Annotated in this window: 20 protein-coding genes and 2 tRNA genes; 13 read left to right on the top strand and 9 right to left on the bottom strand. The window is 39.1% G+C overall.

The window, feature by feature from the left end:
* A partial coding sequence (locus tag AC0UMU_RS07255) for a hypothetical protein (RefSeq protein ID WP_473979902.1) occupies positions 1 to 469 on the top strand: 469 nt, incomplete at its 5' end.
* Here the strand turns inward: AC0UMU_RS07255 and AC0UMU_RS07250 are convergent.
* From AC0UMU_RS07250 to ribD, 9 genes are all read right to left on the bottom strand, one after another.
* Entirely contained in the window at positions 470 to 856 is a 387-nt protein-coding gene (locus tag AC0UMU_RS07250) for a S4 domain-containing protein (RefSeq protein WP_081705771.1), read from the bottom strand.
* Positions 857 to 860: 4 nt separating this feature from the next.
* Positions 861 to 1700, bottom strand: a complete 840-nt coding sequence (murI, locus tag AC0UMU_RS07245; protein ID WP_022391271.1) for a glutamate racemase — start codon at positions 1698 to 1700, stop codon at positions 861 to 863.
* A gap of 67 nt (positions 1701 to 1767) precedes the next feature.
* The gene (locus AC0UMU_RS07240; RefSeq protein ID WP_022391270.1) at positions 1768 to 2280 is read right to left on the bottom strand and encodes an OmpH/Skp family outer membrane protein; all 513 of its coding nucleotides are present in this window, start codon (positions 2278 to 2280) and stop codon (positions 1768 to 1770) included.
* A 61-nt stretch (positions 2281 to 2341) separates the two neighbouring features.
* Positions 2342 to 2857 (bottom strand): OmpH/Skp family outer membrane protein, encoded by a 516-nt coding sequence (locus tag AC0UMU_RS07235; RefSeq protein ID WP_022391269.1) that lies wholly within the window; start codon positions 2855 to 2857, stop codon positions 2342 to 2344.
* Positions 2858 to 2967: 110 nt separating this feature from the next.
* Positions 2968 to 5640 (bottom strand): BamA/OMP85 family outer membrane protein, encoded by a 2673-nt coding sequence (locus AC0UMU_RS07230; protein ID WP_022391268.1) that lies wholly within the window; start codon positions 5638 to 5640, stop codon positions 2968 to 2970.
* Positions 5637 to 6374, bottom strand: a complete 738-nt coding sequence (locus AC0UMU_RS07225) for an undecaprenyl pyrophosphate synthase (RefSeq protein ID WP_009318057.1) — start codon at positions 6372 to 6374, stop codon at positions 5637 to 5639. The genes AC0UMU_RS07230 and AC0UMU_RS07225 overlap by 4 nt, the downstream gene beginning before the upstream one ends.
* Before the next feature lie 21 nt (positions 6375 to 6395).
* Entirely contained in the window at positions 6396 to 7067 is a 672-nt protein-coding gene (gene porG, locus AC0UMU_RS07220; RefSeq protein WP_022391267.1) for a type IX secretion system protein PorG, read from the bottom strand.
* A gap of 89 nt (positions 7068 to 7156) precedes the next feature.
* Positions 7157 to 8773 carry a DUF6242 domain-containing protein gene (locus AC0UMU_RS07215; protein ID WP_022391266.1) on the bottom strand — a complete coding sequence of 539 codons (1617 nt, stop codon included), beginning with the start codon at positions 8771 to 8773 and terminating at the stop codon, positions 7157 to 7159.
* Between the two features lie 192 nt (positions 8774 to 8965).
* Positions 8966 to 10015 carry a bifunctional diaminohydroxyphosphoribosylaminopyrimidine deaminase/5-amino-6-(5-phosphoribosylamino)uracil reductase RibD gene (gene ribD, locus AC0UMU_RS07210; protein ID WP_022391265.1) on the bottom strand — a complete coding sequence of 350 codons (1050 nt, stop codon included), beginning with the start codon at positions 10013 to 10015 and terminating at the stop codon, positions 8966 to 8968.
* 42 nt (positions 10016 to 10057) lie between these two features.
* On the opposite strand from ribD, the gene prmC reads away from it, so the two are divergent.
* The 12 genes from prmC to aroB all read left to right on the top strand — a co-directional run bounded on the left by prmC (position 10058) and on the right by aroB (position 18212).
* Complete coding sequence (gene prmC, locus AC0UMU_RS07205; protein ID WP_022391264.1) at positions 10058 to 10906, top strand: peptide chain release factor N(5)-glutamine methyltransferase; 849 nt, start codon at positions 10058 to 10060, stop codon at positions 10904 to 10906.
* Positions 10907 to 11006: 100 nt separating this feature from the next.
* Positions 11007 to 11474, top strand: a complete 468-nt coding sequence (locus tag AC0UMU_RS07200) for a regulatory protein RecX (RefSeq protein WP_022391263.1) — start codon at positions 11007 to 11009, stop codon at positions 11472 to 11474.
* Positions 11475 to 11623: 149 nt separating this feature from the next.
* Complete coding sequence (locus tag AC0UMU_RS07195) at positions 11624 to 12172, top strand: ComF family protein (protein WP_009318063.1); 549 nt, start codon at positions 11624 to 11626, stop codon at positions 12170 to 12172.
* A 97-nt stretch (positions 12173 to 12269) separates the two neighbouring features.
* On the top strand, positions 12270 to 12908 hold the full coding sequence (gene pyrE, locus AC0UMU_RS07190) for an orotate phosphoribosyltransferase (protein ID WP_022391262.1): 639 nt from the start codon (positions 12270 to 12272) through the stop codon (positions 12906 to 12908).
* A gap of 7 nt (positions 12909 to 12915) precedes the next feature.
* Positions 12916 to 13329 (top strand): hypothetical protein, encoded by a 414-nt coding sequence (locus AC0UMU_RS07185; RefSeq protein ID WP_022391261.1) that lies wholly within the window; start codon positions 12916 to 12918, stop codon positions 13327 to 13329.
* Between the two features lie 11 nt (positions 13330 to 13340).
* A complete protein-coding gene (gene argH, locus AC0UMU_RS07180) occupies positions 13341 to 14684 on the top strand; it encodes an argininosuccinate lyase (RefSeq protein ID WP_009318066.1) in 1344 nt (447 codons plus the stop codon).
* 98 nt (positions 14685 to 14782) lie between these two features.
* Positions 14783 to 15265 (top strand): Rieske (2Fe-2S) protein, encoded by a 483-nt coding sequence (locus AC0UMU_RS07175; RefSeq protein WP_009318067.1) that lies wholly within the window; start codon positions 14783 to 14785, stop codon positions 15263 to 15265.
* A 144-nt stretch (positions 15266 to 15409) separates the two neighbouring features.
* Positions 15410 to 15485, top strand: a tRNA-Gly gene (locus AC0UMU_RS07170).
* Between the two features lie 4 nt (positions 15486 to 15489).
* Positions 15490 to 15573, top strand: a tRNA-Leu gene (locus AC0UMU_RS07165).
* A 177-nt stretch (positions 15574 to 15750) separates the two neighbouring features.
* Positions 15751 to 16230 carry a DUF456 domain-containing protein gene (locus AC0UMU_RS07160; RefSeq protein WP_009318068.1) on the top strand — a complete coding sequence of 160 codons (480 nt, stop codon included), beginning with the start codon at positions 15751 to 15753 and terminating at the stop codon, positions 16228 to 16230.
* 184 nt (positions 16231 to 16414) lie between these two features.
* Entirely contained in the window at positions 16415 to 17146 is a 732-nt protein-coding gene (locus tag AC0UMU_RS07155; RefSeq protein ID WP_022391259.1) for an inorganic diphosphatase, read from the top strand.
* A gap of 4 nt (positions 17147 to 17150) precedes the next feature.
* Positions 17151 to 18212 (top strand): 3-dehydroquinate synthase, encoded by a 1062-nt coding sequence (gene aroB, locus AC0UMU_RS07150; protein WP_022391258.1) that lies wholly within the window; start codon positions 17151 to 17153, stop codon positions 18210 to 18212.
* Positions 18213 to 18234: the final 22 nt, after the last annotated feature.

The following is an 18234-nucleotide window of genomic DNA, read 5'->3' as shown; positions in this document are numbered from 1 at the left end:
TTTTAGTTTTGTTTCTTTTTGCTTTTACAAATCTAAAAAATCTGTAGACTTTTTTTATTCCTCTATCTCAGACACACTTTGGGGAACAGTATCCGTAACGATGATAAAACAAGATTTTTTATTGGTACAAATTGAAGAACTCGCTAAAAAATTAGCTAAGCTTCTGAAAAAGAAAGAAACTCCGGGAAGCAACACAGATACTCTCGCCGATGATTGCTACAAAGATATACACCTGAGCTTACAAGAGGTGCAAAATGCAACAGCTGAAGAGTTAACCGAGAAAGTGCCGGACTGGGAACTTCTTGAATTATTAGTCAAGTTGATGTTAGCCGATGACAGAATAAATACCGACCGCCAGCAAATAGAAAAAGCTCAACAGCTTTTATACTTCGTGCAAGAACGAGACCGGACCTATTCTTTTGACCGTATTGCCTTGGCCGAATCGATAAGAAGTCTGCTTACCGAATAATCAACGACTAGGATGCTGAGATTTCTTCTTGACATTACGTGTTCTATCTTCTGACTTAGAACGCATAGAAATCTCTTTCCCGACCTTTTTTCTCTCGTTTCCACGTGTGCCACGCAAAGTTTTTCGTAATTTGGTCGCATCTTCCCGCGATGAAAAGTTTTCAGAAGATTTCCGTTTATTCTTCTTCTCTTCATCTTTTGAAATTATTTTCGGAAAATGCAATATTTCACCATCTATCCGCACTTTGTCTTCTAACGACACTTTAGCTCCCATAGCTGCAAGAACACCATTTATCGTTACTCGCTCGTCTACGATCAACTGATCGGCTTCTCGACGAGAACAAAAACCTGCGTCACTTATATATTTATTGATCCTTATCTTTTCCATATCATCATTCCAAAACAATGCGTGAAACATTTACATTTTCTTTCAAAAACAAAGATGCCGCCATAGAAAACCTTTGAGGGGATTCGGTCGTAAGGAAACGGCATGTACTGCTTTTAGTACATCGCCTCTCCATTTCAGGATGCCGATAAAGATAATTCTTAAGACTTACGGCAACCAAATCACCTTGAGGAAGAGGCAATACTCCCTCCGGCAAAAATGTCTTGATTTTATCCAATAACAGAGGATAATGAGTACATCCCAAAATAACCGTATCTATATCGGGACATTGCATCATAAGACGGTCTATATATTGACGTACAAAATAATCTGCACCGGGAGAACGATGCTCATTATTTTCGACTAATGGTACCCACATTGGACATGCCTCTCCGAATACCTCATACTCCGGATATAGTTTTTTTATCTCTAACGGGTATGAACAAGATTGTATAGTCCCCGTCGTTCCCAATATCCCGATTTTTCCTGTCCGGGTTATATTCCCCAACGCTTCGACTGTCGGGCGAATAACTCCTAAAACTCTCCTATTAGGAGCAATTTGAGGAAGATCTTTCTGTTGAATAGAACGAAGTGCTTTCGCAGAAGCAGTATTACAAGCCAGAATAACTAACTGACAACCACGCTCAAATAAGGTCAATACAGCCTCCCTAGTAAACTCATACACTATCTCAAAAGAGCGCGTTCCATAGGGAGCACGGGCATTATCTCCCAAATAAATATAATCATATTCGGGCATTTGCCGACGAATATCTTCCAAAATAGTCAATCCGCCGTAACCTGAATCAAATACTCCTATCGGACCGGGTTGTTCGCTATATAAATTCATTTTCACAAGAAAACAGAAAAAGGATGATACAGGCGATCATCCTTCTCTGATTATGTATTGAAAATTATTATTTTAATCCCAATTTTGCCTTTACCAGCGGAGTAGCATCTTCACTACTAGCTCCGGCAAACAACACAGCGTTAAGGTCGAACAAATAGGTAAACTTATATTCGTCTCCCACCGCTTTAATGGCATCTCTCATTTTTTTCTCTACCGGAGCGAGCAATTGCTGTTGCTGCTTGGCTAAATCATTTTGAACTACCTCTTGGAAATTCTGAATTCTTTGGTTCAATTCAGCCAATTCTTGTTGACGACGAGCTTTGATATTTTCCGGAATAGAGATCGAATCTTGTGTCGCCATCAATTCTTTATACTTTTTGCCGAATTCTTCCTGCATTTTAAGGAATTCATCTTCATACTTTTTAGCAAGAGCGTCATATTCTTTCTGTGCAGCTTCCCGTTCGGGCATAGCAGAAAAAATTTCCATAGTATTTACAGTTCCGAATTTAAATTGCGGAGTCTGAGCAAATGCACAAAAAGGCAATGCAAACAATACAATAATCAAAAGTTTCTTAAACATATAATTCAATTTTTTATTTTTTAATAATCGAGAACTATTAACAGGACACAAAAATACATATTTATTTCGAATATCCTAATTTTGCAAGGACTTCATTGCTTATATCAATGCGAGGAGAGGCAAATATAATATTCGCAGAAGATGCCCGATCCATTACCATCTGATATCCTTTTGTCTCCGAAATTTGCTTTACGGCATTATAAATATCATCCTGTATCGGTTTCATAAGACTTTCTCTCTTCTTAAACAACTCCCCTTCCGGCCCGAAATATTTGCGACGAAGATCTTGAGTTTTTTTGTCCTCAGCAACAATTTCTTCTTCTTTCTTTTTCTTTTGATCATCTGACAAAAAGACGGAGTTAGACTGATACTCTTTATACATACTCTCTACTTTTTGCGCTTGAGTCGTTATCTCTTTTTCCCACCGTTGAGATACTTGTTTCAGTTGTTCGTTCGCCATTTCATACGAAGGTATATTCTTCAAGATATATTCCATATCTATCAATGCAAACTTCTGAGCCTTGCTCTCGAATGCAAAAGCGGCAACTAATGCTAAAATAAAAATAATCCGTTTCATACTCAATTATTTTAAAGGTTAAAAACAGAATCGGCAGAAAGAGCCTCCTTCTCCTAAAAACATTTCTTTCATTCTCTTTGTTCCGCTTTACCCACAGCAAATAACATTCCTTAGAATTCTTGCCCGAGGATAAAGTGTAATTGACTGCCTCCGACTTTTTGTACTCCGGTAAAAGGTTTATCGAATCCGTATGCCCAATCGAGCCCCATCATTCCGATCATCGGTAAAAATATACGGACTCCCACACCTGCAGAACGTTTCAATTTAAATGGATTGAAATCCCTCACTTCAGTCCAAGCATTCCCGGCTTCGGCAAATGCCAAAGCATAAATAGTAGACGATGGTTGCAATATAACCGGGAAATGAAGTTCCACTCCCAAACGTGTATATGCATACCCCTCATACCCATAGGGAGTCAATGATCCGTTTTCATATCCGCGAAGCGCAATAGTCTCGGTCGCATAATTATAGCTATATCCCGACATTCCGTCTCCTCCCACATAGAAAGTCTCGAACGGCGAACGCTTATGTCTATTATAAGAGCCTAAGATTCCCACTTCGGCACGAGTCATCAATACAAGAGTATGCTGGCTCTCCGCCGAAGTAAGCGGAGTAAATGTTTTTGCTTTAAATTTCCATTTATGATATTCGATCCACTTATACATCGTTTCCCGGTCTTTTTTATTATTGGAAGGATCGAGTTTACTATAATCGACGTTATTGAAAAGTGAATACGGAGGCGTAAGCTGCAATGACAGTGAGAATTGAGATCCCCGACGAGTATATATCGGATTATCGATAGAATTTCGAGCCAATGTCAAATTCAAGGTAATACTGTGGGACGTACCGTTCTGCATAAAATAAAGATATTCCCAATCTTTCAGTTTATACAACTGATACCCCAATTCTGCAGAAAGCGTAAAATAGTCATCCGGCCAATTCAATCGTTTCCCGAACCCTACAGCAACACCGAACATCTGTAAAGATTTACTGGGATCGAGTGCATAACTGTAATCATAATTATTGCCGTAATAATCATTATAACCATAATAGCCGTTATACCCATAACCATACGGATCGATATAGTTTTTATTCCAATAACTGGTACTTAGATCAGTTTGACGGCTATAATAAACCGAAAAACTGAATGAGTTAGGCCGTTTTCCACCAAACCAAGGATCCATAAATGACAAACTGTAAGATTGATAGTAACGGGCATTAGTCTGAGCACTGATTGTCAAGGTTTGTCCCTCTCCTTGAGGAATAATTCCTTTATAAGACTTCGGCTTCAAGAAATTCTTTACAGAGAAATTATTAAACTTCAAACTCAATTTACCGATTATTCCGGTCTGTCCCCAACCGGCAGAAAATTCTATTTGGTCATTAGCTTTCGACTGCAAAGCGTACACCAAGTCTACAGTTCCGTTCTCAGGATCAGGTTCGGGACGAATATCCATTGTTTCCGGATCGAAGTGCCCCATCTGGGCAATTTCACGAGCAGAACGCATCAGATCGGATTTATTGAAAAGCTCTCCGGGTTTGGTTCTTAATTCCCGACGAACGACATGCTCATACAGCCGGTCATTACCTTGAATGATGATTTTGTTGATACGAGCTTGCTGTCCTTCGTACATACGCAATTCCAAGTCTATGGAATCATTTTCGACATTTACTTCGATAGGATCGAGTTGGAAGAAAAGATAACCGTTATTCATATACAGATTGGCAACTGCATCTTCATCTTCCATAGTCCGTTGCCTCAAGAGCTTTTGATTATATACATCTCCCGGTTTCATTCGAAGCAATGCACTCAAGTATTCAGAAGGATAAAGGGTATTCCCCACCCAACGGATATCCCTCAAATAATATTTTCGGCCTTCATCTACCTTAATGAATACATCTACAGTCTTATCATTATAAGGGGCAACACTATCACTTACGATAACAGCGTCCCTATAACCCAATTCATTATATTTATCAATAATCAAATTAAGGTCTTCCGCAAATTTTTCTTTTACAAATTTTTTGGTACGGAACAGATTAATCAATTTCCCTTTCTCATTGGTTTTCTTCATTACACGTTGTAACTTATTATCTGAAAGGACAGTATTTCCGTCTATATATATTTTATGAACCTTAACCTTTTCTTTTTTATCGATATTAATATCGACGATAACTTGATTTTCATGAGAAAGGTCATCTTTTTGCAAAATCTGTACCTCTGCATTTTTAAAGCCTTTTTCTTCAAAATGCTTTTTTATCAACATCTTAGCCCGGTCTACGATGTTCGGAGTGATTTGATTACCTTTTACCAATCCAAGCTTCAACTCCAAATCTTCCCGCTCCGACTTTTTTATTCCATTATAATTGATTTGAGAAATACGGGGACGTTGTTTCAAATCGATATTCAACCATACCTGAGAACCATATATCTTAGTTACAGAAATAGCGACATCAGAAAACAGCCCTTGCCTCCAAAAACGTTTTACGGCAGTCGTAATAGCGTCTCCGGGTATTTCGATCGTTTCCCCTACCGACAATCCTGAGAAACCGATCAAAACATAATCTTCATAATTATTCTTTACTCCAGAAACCGATATTCCTGCAATTTCATATTTTTTAGGAGTCGCCGAATATAAAACTTCGGGATTATAAATCGTATCGTTTTTAACTGTTGCCCCATCCTGTGCAAACATAGATCCGGTTGCAAATAAAAGGAATACGAGCAGTAATAATGGGTGTTTGAGCATATTGCGTTGTAAAATTTCTAATATCGTTCTCATAACTGTTCACTTATTTTTCCGAACCGCCGTTCGCGCGACTGATAATCGCAGATAGCTTTATACAGGCTCTCTTTGCCGAAATCAGGCCAATATTCTTCTGTAAAATAAAGTTCGGCATAGGAAAGCTGCCACATTAAAAAATTACTGATCCGCAATTCACCTCCGGTACGAATCAATAAATCCGGATCAGGAAAAGCAGCAGTCGTCAAACGAGAACTGATCAAAAATTCGTCAATATCATTTATTGCAAGCTGTCCCGAAGCGACATCTGCAGCAATGCGTTTTGTAGCATCCGTAATTTCCCACCGGGAAGAATAACTTAATGCCAATATCAATGTAAGCCCGGTATTAACAGAGGTTTGCGCTATACATTTATTTAATCGCGCCTTAACTTCATCCGGCATACGCGACAAATCCCCGATAGCATTCAAACGAACGTTATTCTTCATCAAATCCGGAGTTTCTCTCTCAATAGCCATTACCATAAGAGCCATTAAAGCCGTTATTTCCTCATCCGGACGTGACCAGTTTTCCGTTGAAAAAGTATATAATGTAAGATACTTGACACCTATTTCAACAGCAGCTTCTGTAACGGTACGCACGGCATCTACACCATATTTATGACCGTAAGTACGTTCCATATTCCGCTCTTTCGCCCAACGACCATTACCATCCATTATGATAGCAATATGTTGAGGCAAACGTGTTTTATCTATTTTCTCTAAATACGACATAAGTCGATCTCATTATTTTTATTATAAGTTATTGCAAATAGTCTTTTTACGTCCGAAATCATAAGTTATTGTAAACCATGTAAAAGAATACCAATCGGTATTCTTAAACGCGGAACTTTGAATTTTATAAGGATCGTCCAACACTTTTCCGTCAAGCTTATCCCCTAAAGATTTCCTCATAGAAAACTCAAAACCGATATTCCATCGCTCAGCTAATTTATACTTCAGTCCTACCCCGATAGGGATATTCAAACTAAAATATCCGTCACCTTTCTTAGGAACTGCCGTAATTCCAACCCCGACTAACAAATACGGGGAAAATCGCTTCGTTCCTAAATAAGAATAACCCCATCCATAATGGAAAAAATTAAATTCGGCTTGAGCTCCCATATCGATTAACTGTCGCTTAAATATATAATCAGCTCTTCCGGGAAAAACATTGGACATTCCTCTTGTATCACCTTTGATACCAGACGTTGCCAAATCACATTTTATAGCCCAGCGATAATTCAGGTTTCTTCGAAATACCGCTCCGAAAACCGCTCCCGGCTTTCGAAATATTTTTGAAGGATTAATATCCCCCATATAAAACCCTATACCTGCGCCCGCACCGATCTCATACTTAAAATCCTGACTTCGGACTACCGATATAGAAGCTATCGATATAATGATAATCAAAAAGAGCTTCTTCATGTGATGTCATTTAAAAATGCAACCTAATAATAAAAACGCTACAATTTGATTAAAATTATTTCAAGAATTCATTTTTCACCTTTATTTATTTAAGGTATAGGCTCAAAAGTAAGCCGTGTGATTACTCCCCGCCACACCTCATCATACAAATCTCCGTTTTCATCCACTCCACCAAACATATATATAAAAGGCACAGGCTCGGTCGTCAAAGCTTTTGTATATCGCCGCATACCTGTAGGAATAACAGGACTCTCCAAAAGATTCCAAGACATTTGAGATGATCGGATATCAAGACTTTCTTCACACACGACAGCCGATGCAAAGGCTCTGCCTTTAATATCTTTCGGTAAAGACAAGGAAGATCCGTCTTCTGCTTTCGTCCAAAAACCTCCCAAATCTGTCGTAGTATAAATATCATTCAACACCTTTGTTCCGTCCGATCCTCCTATAATAAAGTATGTCAATAATTCTGTATAATAGTCAAGAGACGAATGATATTTATATGTATAATATGTAAAAAACATAGCTCCTTCTCTCGGCGTGATCGGAGCTCCACCAGCCCCTCCGTTTACATTATTCAACGAAACCCAATTTTCTCCGTCAAATCCCCATACCGAATTGGAAAAAGAATGCCCGTCACTTAATCGCCCGCCGACAAAAACGATCTGGGACGTTCCCCAATCACTTTTATAAGAGACCGTATTGCTAAAACCAGAAACCGGAAAGTCTGCCGGAACAGCAGTCAATTCACCTTGTTGAGGATAAGAAGCATACTTATATGCGCTTCCGTCTTTAACTATTCCCAATAAGGTACTCTCGTACATTCCTATCAAACTGTAAAATGCAGAAGAACCTGCTACTGGACTCCAACTAACACCATCAGAAGAAGAGACTAATGTCTTTGAGTCCGATGTCCCGACCAGTGCAAAAAAGCCTTCGGGAGAAACGATAATAGAATTTATATCTAAATCGGATATTCCTGAAATCGTACCTTTTTGCCAGTTTCCTTGTCCCGGAGTAGCCGTTTTAAACAAAGAATATTCTCCCGACTCATTTTCAGTAAAACAATAAACACTTCCGTCTTTCATCAAGGTCTTCTGAGCAACAGCATCCGATGCAGGCAGCCCGCTACCCGACAAATTCTCCCAAATTAAAGAGTCGGCTTTTACCTGATGTACCCGCACATCGATCACATAATCCCGCTGAGTCGTCCCGTCCGCTGCAACAACGGTCATGGTCACCGAACCTCTTCCTCCTGAGAAATCAATGGAATCGGAAGGCGATTCTAAATAGTTAATCGTCGTAGTCTTGTCATTTCCCGAATCATCTTTACCTTTTATATATATTTCAACTTTTGAAGGAGATGAAAATTCCATATTTGCGACCAAATGGGAAATGTCCGTCCCGTAAGGTAAAGAATCTGCATTGTAAATATTTCCGGATACAAGATCGATCGTAAAAAAGCGCTTAGATAAATTATCGACAATAGAAGTCGTATCATCGGACAGATAAAAAGATTTTACCATAGTGTTCGAATAAGAGGAATACAACGGCACATCTTCATCTTCCGCATCATTGCAACTAATAAACAATATAAAAAATACGGATAAAAGAGAAAAAAGTATTTTAGACACTTTCATGCTGAAATATTTTACATTAATAGCTATTAAAGCTGCAAAATTAGAAACATTTTTCGCTTTAGCCACAGTATTGCATATAATTATAACAATTTATAGTAAACCACGATTTTTTTCAACAAAATAGCAATCTATAAATTACCATAAATTATAGTTGCAAAAACATTTCTAATTTTGCCAAGTTTCAAAATTAATAAAACCGATGAAAAACTATCCTGTTTTTCGATATACATGCCAAATAACTCTATTTATCCGACATTTCTATCGACGATGTATTTTTGAAATCAAATGTCCTCCGGAATAAAAAAATCGATCGGGAACACGAGTTACGACCGGTGCACAGACTCCGTTTTTCAATTCAAACGGAGTCTCTTCTATCCGGATCTCATCCCAACAATCCGAATCGATAAAACTTTGTAACAGAACCGCACCTCCTTCTACAAGCAAGCTGCTTATTTTCCGACGAAATAGTTCCTGCAACAGTGTCGGAATTATCGGCTTTGTAAAATCGACTGTCAGATACTCGATATTACCGCTCGGTTCATGTATTTTTTCCGTAATGACTAATGTCGGATTTCCATCAGAAAACAATCTTAAATTTTCAGGAAGCTCTAACCTCCGGTCTATAACCAAACGTAACGGATTCTTACCGCTCCAATAACGTACCGTTAAAGAAGGATCATCATATAATGCCGTACGCGTCCCGACCAAAATTGCATCATATTCAGCTCTTAACCGATGCACAGATGTTAAAGTGACAGCATTGGAAAATAAAACGGGCGACTCACTACAAGATCGCATCCGATCGATAAATCCATCGGAACTCTGCGCCCACTTTAAAAGGATATACGGACGATGAAATTTTTGAACTGTCATAAAATGGCTATTCAAACGGATAGCCTCCTCTTCCAGTATCCCCGTAATTACCTCAACTCCGGCCTCACGCAGCATTCGGACTCCTCGCCCGGAAACTTCAGGAAAAGGATCGAAACAGGCCATGACGACCCGAGGTATTTGCTTTTCGATAATCAGTTTGCAGCACGGGGGTGTTTTCCCATAATGAGAACAAGGTTCGAGCGAAACATAGATCGTAGATTCTCTAAGCAACTCTTCATTTTTGACCGAACGAATGGCATTGACTTCGGCATGTGCTTCTCCGCACCTGCGATGATACCCTTCTCCGATAATCTTCCCTTTATGCACGACCACAGCCCCCACCATAGGGTTAGGCGATACGTGACCGCGACCTAATGCCGCCAATTGTAAACAACGGCGCATATAGCGGCAATGATCCTCATGCGAATATTTCATACTATTTTTTCCTATCTTTGTACACAAAGCAGCAAGCCGCACATGAAACAAAGTATTCGACGTATCCAAAATTGTTTACAGGATATATATCCTACCGGAGAAATCAAGGCATTGACCCGCATCATTCTCGAAGAAGTATGCCAATATTCTCTTACAGATATACTCTTGCACAAAAATAGCATTTTATCGGCAAGTAAACACCAGGAGATCGAAACTATATTACAACGGTTGAAACAAAACGAGCCGATCCAATATATTCTCGGACATACAAAATTTTACGGAATAAATATCAACGTAGCTCCCGGAGTACTGATTCCTCGCCCCGAAACGGAAGAATTGGTCGAACTTATCTTAAAAGAAAATGAAAAGCTGAAAGGAAACATTCTCGACATCGGTACAGGAAGCGGATGCATAGCATTAGCTCTGGCAAAATTCTTACCTGAATCCCGAGTAGAAGGCTGGGATATTTCTGTCGAAGCACTGAACATAGCAACTCAGAATGCCCGACAAAACAGTATTGAAGCATTTTTTTTACAAAAAGACATTTTAAATCTTAACACCTCGGAAATCTCCCGGCAATATGATCTGATCGTAAGTAATCCCCCGTACATCTGCGAAAGAGAGAAGAAAGAAATGGATAGAAATGTTTTGGATTATGAACCGCACCTCGCCTTATTTGTAGAAGATTCCGATCCGTTACTTTTTTACCGAAAAATAGCAGAAGCAGGAAAAAGCATCCTTAAACCCGGGAAGAGACTTTATTTCGAAATCAATGCTTTATTCGGCAAAGAAACGCAAAAAATGGTAGAAGAGTATGGCTACACAGATGTTCATATCTATAAAGATATTTCAGGGAAAAACCGGTTTATTTCTGCAAAAAACGACGGATAGCCTCAATCAGTAAAAGTTTCCATTTTTCTTTCTCATCTGTCGATCTTTCTTTTTTCTTTGTATAACACCAATTGACCGAATAACTTTCATTATATACGCTATGCCTAAGTCCTTATCACCTCAAGAAGCTCTGCACAAGGCTGCAGCATATTGTTCTTCAGGAGAACAATGCTGTTACGATATATCCGAGAAACTAAAAAAATGGGGAATCGAAGACTCCGAAGCCTCTAAAATCATAGAATATCTGATAAAGCAGCGCTTTATCGATGAAGCCCGTTATGCAAAAGGATTTACAAACGACAAATTCAGATTCAATAAATGGGGAAAAACTAAAATCGCATACGCTTTACGTCAAAAAAAAATCCCGGAGACATTAATCGATGAAGCTCTTTATAACATAAATGAAGAGCAGTATCGGGATACTCTTTTGCAAATTCTGGAAAACAAACAAAAAAACACAAAAGCGGCCGATAAATACGACCTGCACGCAAAACTATTCCGATTTGCCGCTTCTAAAGGATTCGAACCGGATATTATACAATCGGTCATTCAATCCATGAAACTATGAAAAAACAGATCGGGAATATAATAGATCTATTTTATCCTCGCACCTGTCGGGTATGTGGAAGAATGCTGCTAACTCACGAAGAATTTCTATGTCTTCATTGCATTCACAATATACCCCGAACCGATTTTCACAAAAAAGAATCCCATCCAATGGAACAATTGTTCAGAGGGAAAATCGACATACAGGATGCATACGCATTCTTCTATTTTACCCAACACGGAGACTACAGACGACTAATACATAACATAAAATATAAAGGAGAAAAACGCTGCGGGAAATATCTGGGGAGTCTTTTCGCTTCGGAATTGCTTAAAGAAGGGAAGCTTCAAGATATAGACATTATCGCTCCCGTTCCGTTACATCACAGCAGAGAGCGTGCCAGAGGATATAATCAAAGCGAATGGGTCGCCAAAGGCATTGCCGATGTTATCGGGAAAGAGGTGTATCCTCATTTATTATGTCGAAGAAAAAAAAACGAAAGCCAAACCCATAAATCGCTCTATGAACGTTGGCTAAACACTCATTCGGCATTCTATGTTCAAGAAACGTCAAAAATAAAAGACAAGCATATTCTACTGGTTGATGATGTCGTAACTACCGGAGCTACTCTATTGGCATGCGCTGAAGCATTATTGAAATCCGGAAATTGTAAAATTTCTCTTTTAACCTTAGCCATCACTCAACAAAACAACAAATAAGACCCTGAAAAAATCATTGCAGAAAATTTTCTTTCGTTCTGTTTTTTGTACCTTTGCATTTACAATAAAAGAGTTACAACATAGAACCAATAACAATATGAAAAGTTTAGAGAGATTAGTCGCTGAGAAATTGCTAAAAATCAGCGCAGTAAAACTCCAGCCATCCAACTCTTTCACATGGGCCTCCGGATGGAAATCACCGATTTATACAGATAATCGCAAGACCTTATCTTATCCGGCACTCCGTTCTTTTATCAAAATTGAATTGTGTCGCCTGATTATGGAAAAATATGAAAATGTCGATGCTATTGCTGGTGTAGCAACAGGGGCAATCGCTCAAGGAGCTTTGGTTGCTGACGAATTAGGACTACCCTATGTATATGTGCGTTCTACGCCCAAGGATCACGGACTTGAAAATCTGATCGAAGGAAATTTGATTCCGGGACAACGGGTCGTGGTCATCGAAGATTTGATCTCTACCGGCGGAAGCAGCCTCAAAGCTGTAGAAGCCATACGTAATGCAGGTTGCGAGGTTATAGGTATGGCTGCAATTTTCACCTATCGTTTCCCAATTGCAGAAGAACGATTTAAAGCGGCAAATGTAAAACTGACCACCCTCAGCAATTACGATGCAGTATTGGAAGTAGCTTTGGAAACCAAATATATCGAAGAAGAAGATCTTGCTACTTTACAAGAATGGAGACGTGACCCCGCTAAATGGAATCAAGATAAATAAACGGCAAATGACACAATTCGAAAGTAGTATAAAAATTATTCCTGCAAATATAGAGATCATCTTTAACACGATATCCGATCTAAAAAATCTGGAAAAAATTAAAGACCGCCTGCCTGTAGATAAAATACAGGACTTCTCCTGTGACACGGACAGTTGTTCATTCTCGATAAATCCGGTCGGCTCTCTCGGATTAAGAATTATCGAACGAGAACCTTACAAAACGATCAAGTTTGAAACGGAAAAATCTCCGGTGTCACTCTTTTTATGGATACAATTATTACCCGTAACCGATCAAGAGACAAAAATCAAAATCACATGCCGGGCTGAACTGAATATGCTTATCAAAGGAATGGTTTCGAAACCGTTACAAGACGGGATCGAAAAACTGGCGGATATGTTGACGACAATTACTTACGAATAAAAAAATTTTTCATGGCACAGAAACTCTGGGAAAAGAATGTTCAGGTAAATGCGGATATAGACCGATTTACAGTAGGGAAAGACAGAGAAATGGATCTCTATCTGGCCCCGTACGACATATTGGGCTCTATTGCCCACATTACTATGCTCGAAAGTATCGGATTATTGACAAAAAACGAGCTGGATATTCTGACCGGAGAACTTCGGAACATCTACACCATAGCTGAAAAGGGCGAGTTTATTATCGAAGACGGTATTGAAGATGTTCATTCGCAAGTAGAACTGATGCTCACCCGCAAATTAGGGGACATAGGGAAGAAGATACACAGCGGGCGCTCTCGAAATGATCAAGTGCTGGTAGATCTAAAACTATTTATTCGGAGTGAGATAAAAACTCTTGTCGAGCTTTCCGACAACTTAATAAATGCACTAATCCGACAAAGCGATACATATAAAAATATCCTAATGCCCGGATACACGCATTTGCAAGTCGCCATGCCTTCTTCTTTCGGACTTTGGTTCGGAGCCTATGCAGAAAGTCTCGTCGATGACCTGACTGTTATGCAGGCGGCTTATCGCATCTGCAACAGAAACCCGTTAGGATCTGCTGCCGGATACGGTTCATCATTCCCTTTGAATAGAACAATGACTACCCGACTTTTAGGGTTTGATTCTATGGATTATAACGTTGTATATGCTCAAATGGGACGAGGAAAAACCGAACGAATCGTTGCATCGGCAATGGGATCAATCGCTGCAACATTATCTAAATTGGCCTTCGATGCCTGTTTATTTAACTCCCAAAATTTCGGATTTATCAAACTTCCGGATGAATATACTACAGGATCAAGCATCATGCCACACAAGAAAAATCCGGACGTATTTGAATTGACTCGTGCCAAATGTAATAAAATACAAGCTCTGCCGTATCAAATTACATTAATCTCCAACAATCTTCCATCAGGATATTTCAGAGACCTGCAAATCATTAAAGAAGTATTTTTACCGGCCTTTGATGAATTAAAGGAGTGCCTGCGTATGGTAACGGAAATGATGAGCCATATGACCGTAAACACCCATATTCTGGACGATGATAAATACAAATTGATATTCAGTGTCGAAGAAGTCAATCGTCTGACCCTTTCAGGAGTTCCGTTCCGGGATGCTTACAAACAGGTCGGATTGAGCATCGAAGCCGGAACATTTGAACCCGACAAACATGTGCAACATACACATGAAGGCAGTATCGGTAATCTCTGCAACGACCGCATATCTTTACTAAAACAGCAAGTTATAGACGGATTTGATTTTAATAAAATCGAAACGGCTGAAGCTGCTCTTTTAGGGAAATCTTGACAAAAGATCAAAGATTTTTAAAGAAAAAAATAAATTCTTCACACGCAGAGATATACCAAAAAAGAATATCTCTGCGTTTTATATATTAAATGCCTGCAATGTTCAAATATCCATTCATATTATATCTATTTCTAATTATTCTTTTCTCCGGATGCGATAAAAATGATGAATACCGTATTCCGGTAACGACTGTAAGAATCGAGTTCAGGAGCTCTGCTTTATGGAGTCAATACGGTGTACATGCGTTTCCCGACTATCAGAAATTCATTCTTAACAAAATTCCCAATAAAGAGTTTTATAATGTATCTTCTGCAACAGGCTATGGAGGAGTATTACTGGTTTGCGGGTATTCTAATCAATTATATGCATACGACCTGACATGTCCAGTAGAACGAGACCCCTCTGTCAGAATCGATATAGATGAAGAGACATATCACGCTTATTGCCCACAATGCAAATCGACATTCGATGTTTTTGAAGGGACAGGTTCGCCTTTAAGCGGAACAGCTCGAGAACATAAATATATGTTACGAAGTTATCAAGTCGGCATAGCAAACGGGTTATACTATATAACAAACTAAAAATCAAACATTAACAGGCTAAATATTAATATAAAATCACATCTCTATAAACTTATAAAATCATATTTTTTTAAGTTTATCCTGCTTTTCGACTATAAATCTTTTGTAAAAACAAAAAACAATTCTATATTTGCAGTCGCAAATGCGAAAATAGCTCAGTTGGTAGAGCATAACCTTGCCAAGGTTAGGGTCGCGGGTTCGAGTCCCGTTTTTCGCTCCAGGCCGCCCGGATGGTGGAATGGTAGACACGAAGGACTTAAAATCCTTTGGCTATTGCAGCTGTGCGGGTTCAAGTCCCGCTCCGGGTACGAAAGGCGACAAATCAAAGTTTGTCGCCTTTTCGTTTTTTTTACAATACTCTATAAAAAACACACCGATATTTACGCCTTTCACCTATTACTTATATTCAATTTTATTTACCGAAAACACACTTATTTTGTACAAAAAAGAATATATTTACAACCTTATAAGTCAAAAAATAAAATATGGATACCATATTGATTATTTTAGGAATAATTTGCCTCATTACAGGAATAGCCGGATGTTTTCTTCCGGTTCTTCCGGGACCGCCAGTTGCCTATTTAGGCATTCTTTTCTTACACTTCACCGACAAAGTACAATATTCCGGCACACAATTGCTGATTTGGTTGCTTATCGTCATCATCACATTGGTCTTAGATTATTTCATCCCGATGCTGGGCAGCAAATATAGCGGTGGAAGTAAATGGGGAAACCGAGGTTGCCTAATCGGAACGATCGTCGGGCTCTTCTTTTTACCTTGGGGAATAATAGCCGGTCCTTTCTTTGGGGCTGTTATCGGCGAATTATTAGGGCAAAAAGAACTTTCTCATGCTATAAAATCAGGGTTGGGGTCTTTAGTCGGATTCTTACTGGGAACTGCATTAAAATTTATCGTATGCCTTTACTTTACATACACATTCATAACAAGTCTTATTAATGCCTAAAAATATCACACCAATTCGACCGATATCCTCAAAAAGTTATGCCACTAAAAATCTATATTCCGAGTTACGGTGACTCATATCTTCAAATTTTCCCTACTCAAATAAAGTTTTTCATTCAAAAGTAAATTTTGCAACTATAAGTAACAAATACTTTGTATTTTTGCAAAACTAAAAAAAAGACAAGATGACGAATCCGGAAATACAGACTTTTTTAGATAAGCATGGATATGACAAAATCGATCTGAAAGCCGTACTTATCGATATGGACGGTGTTTTGTATGATTCGATGAAAAATCACGCGAATGCGTGGTATGAAACGATTTCGGCTTTAGGCATAGATTCTACACCCCATGAATTTTATTTATATGAAGGTAGAACCGGTGCTTCGACAATCAACCTACTATTCCAACGAGCATTCAACCGGCCGGCTACCGAAAAAGAGATCCACGAAATCTATGCAAAGAAAACCGAAAGTTTTAACCGCCAACCAAAAGCCGAAGCCATGCCGGGAGCGGCCGAATTTCTAAAAAAGATAAAAGCAGCCGGATTAACTCCGGTTTTGGTAACCGGATCAGGACAAACATCACTTCTTGATAAATTAGACCACGAATACCCCGGAATCTTTACCCCGGAAACAATGGTAACCGCTTTTGACGTCAAATATGGAAAACCTCATCCCGAACCATATTTAATAGGATTGCAAAAAGCCAAAGCAAAGCCGAATCAGGCAATTGTCATCGAAAACGCCCCATTAGGTGTAGAAGCCGGAGTTGCCGCAGGGATCTTTACGATCGGAGTAAATACCGGACCATTAGATGACGAAGTTCTTCTATCTGCCGGAGCAAACATGCTTGTTTCGGATATGCAGACCTTAGCTGATCGGTTCGAAGAAATATATACTGCACTAAAACAATAAGTCCATGTCGAAACAACCCGTTATTTTCACACAAAATATATCTGAAAGTATCGATGAGATACTATCTCGTTATTCCTATGATAAGTTGTTTGTATTAACAGACCGGAACACTTTCAAATTTGCATTCCCTTTACTTGAAAACAGTAAGTTATGCAGTAACGCCGAACAGATCATCATCGAAGCGGACGACACGCATAAAAACTTGGAGGCTTTAACCTCCGTATGGAAAATTTTAAGTGATAAACATGCTACCCGCCGTTCTTTTATGATCAATCTGGGAGGTGGCATGGTAACTGATCTGGGAGGATTTGCAGCATCCACATTCAAACGAGGTATTCGTTATATCAATATTCCCACAACATTATTAGGTGCGGTAGATGCTGCTGTAGGCGGGAAAACCGGAATCAACTTCAACGGACTAAAAAATGAAATCGGAGTATTTAATCCGGCCGAATCGGTATTGATTTCTACTGTTTTTTTTAAAACATTATCTCGAGAACATCTCCTTTCGGGCTACGCAGAAATGCTTAAACACGGACTGATTAGCACTCCCGACACATATAACAAATTATTGACATTGGATTTCTCCGATCTCGATTTAGACAAATTGCTGGGACTACTGGAAGAATCGGTAAAAGTAAAAGAACACATAGTGGAAGTTGATCCTTTTGAAAAGAATATCCGAAAATCTTTAAATCTCGGCCATACGGTAGGGCATGCATTCGAAAGTTTATCGCACGAACGCAAATCTCCGATACAACACGGATATGCCGTAGCTTGGGGACTGATTTGCGAACTGCTATTATCACACATGCATTTAGGATTTCCGGTAGAGCGTATTCGTCAATTATCGACTTTCATTGCTGATAATTACGGTGCTTTTCCAATTACGTGTGAAGATTACGACTCTTTATATGAAAAGATGACCCACGACAAAAAAAATGAATCGGATAGTGTCAATTTCACATTGCTGAAAGATGTCGGCATAGTGGAAATCAACCAAACAGCAACAAAAGAGGAAATATGTACCGCTTTTGATCTGTACCGAGATCTTTTTCATCTATAAAGAAATAGCTTTCCGCACAGAA

It is taken from the genome of Coprobacter fastidiosus, from assembly GCF_982245605.1.
This window is presented reverse-complemented; position numbering and strand designations above follow the sequence as displayed.